1 protein-coding gene is annotated in these 371 nt (G+C 68.5%); it reads left to right on the forward strand.

Features of this window, described 5'->3' with window-relative positions; translation table 11 throughout:
- Positions 1 to 150: 150 nt before the first annotated feature.
- Positions 151 to 327 carry a hypothetical protein gene (locus BYZ73_RS23280; protein ID WP_181498183.1) on the forward strand — a complete coding sequence of 59 codons (177 nt, stop codon included), beginning with the start codon at positions 151 to 153 and terminating at the stop codon, positions 325 to 327.
- Positions 328 to 371 lie beyond the last annotated feature (44 nt).

A 371-nucleotide genomic window follows, 5' to 3' on the forward strand; every position in this document is an offset into this window, starting at 1 on the left:
TACCGCGCCCCCACCGGCAATGACCGCGATCCGGCCGCGTCCGACGAGGACGGCGAGGGCGAAGGGGACGGCGAGGACTCCGGCATCTGAGCATCGGTGCCCCGCCCCGCGCGGGCGGGCATTCCGAACGCCAGCGGAAAGGAAGTGACGATGTTGACGGCGCGCACCATGACGGAGCTGAAGATGAAGATACGGCAGGCAATGGGCTGGCCGGATCGCCGGAGTTGGACAGCGGACGAACGCGCAGAGTCGCAGGCCCGGTTCCGCATCGAGGCAGATCACCGGCGCGGCGTCTTCACCGCGGCCGAAAAACATAAACTCGACTGACCACGGTGTCCCGCCCCGTGCGGGCGGGCATCCCATGCCCAGAA

Origin of the sequence: Rhodovulum viride (assembly GCF_003265965.1) — a bacterium.
Lineage (GTDB): Bacteria > Pseudomonadota > Alphaproteobacteria > Rhodobacterales > Rhodobacteraceae > Rhodovulum > Rhodovulum kholense.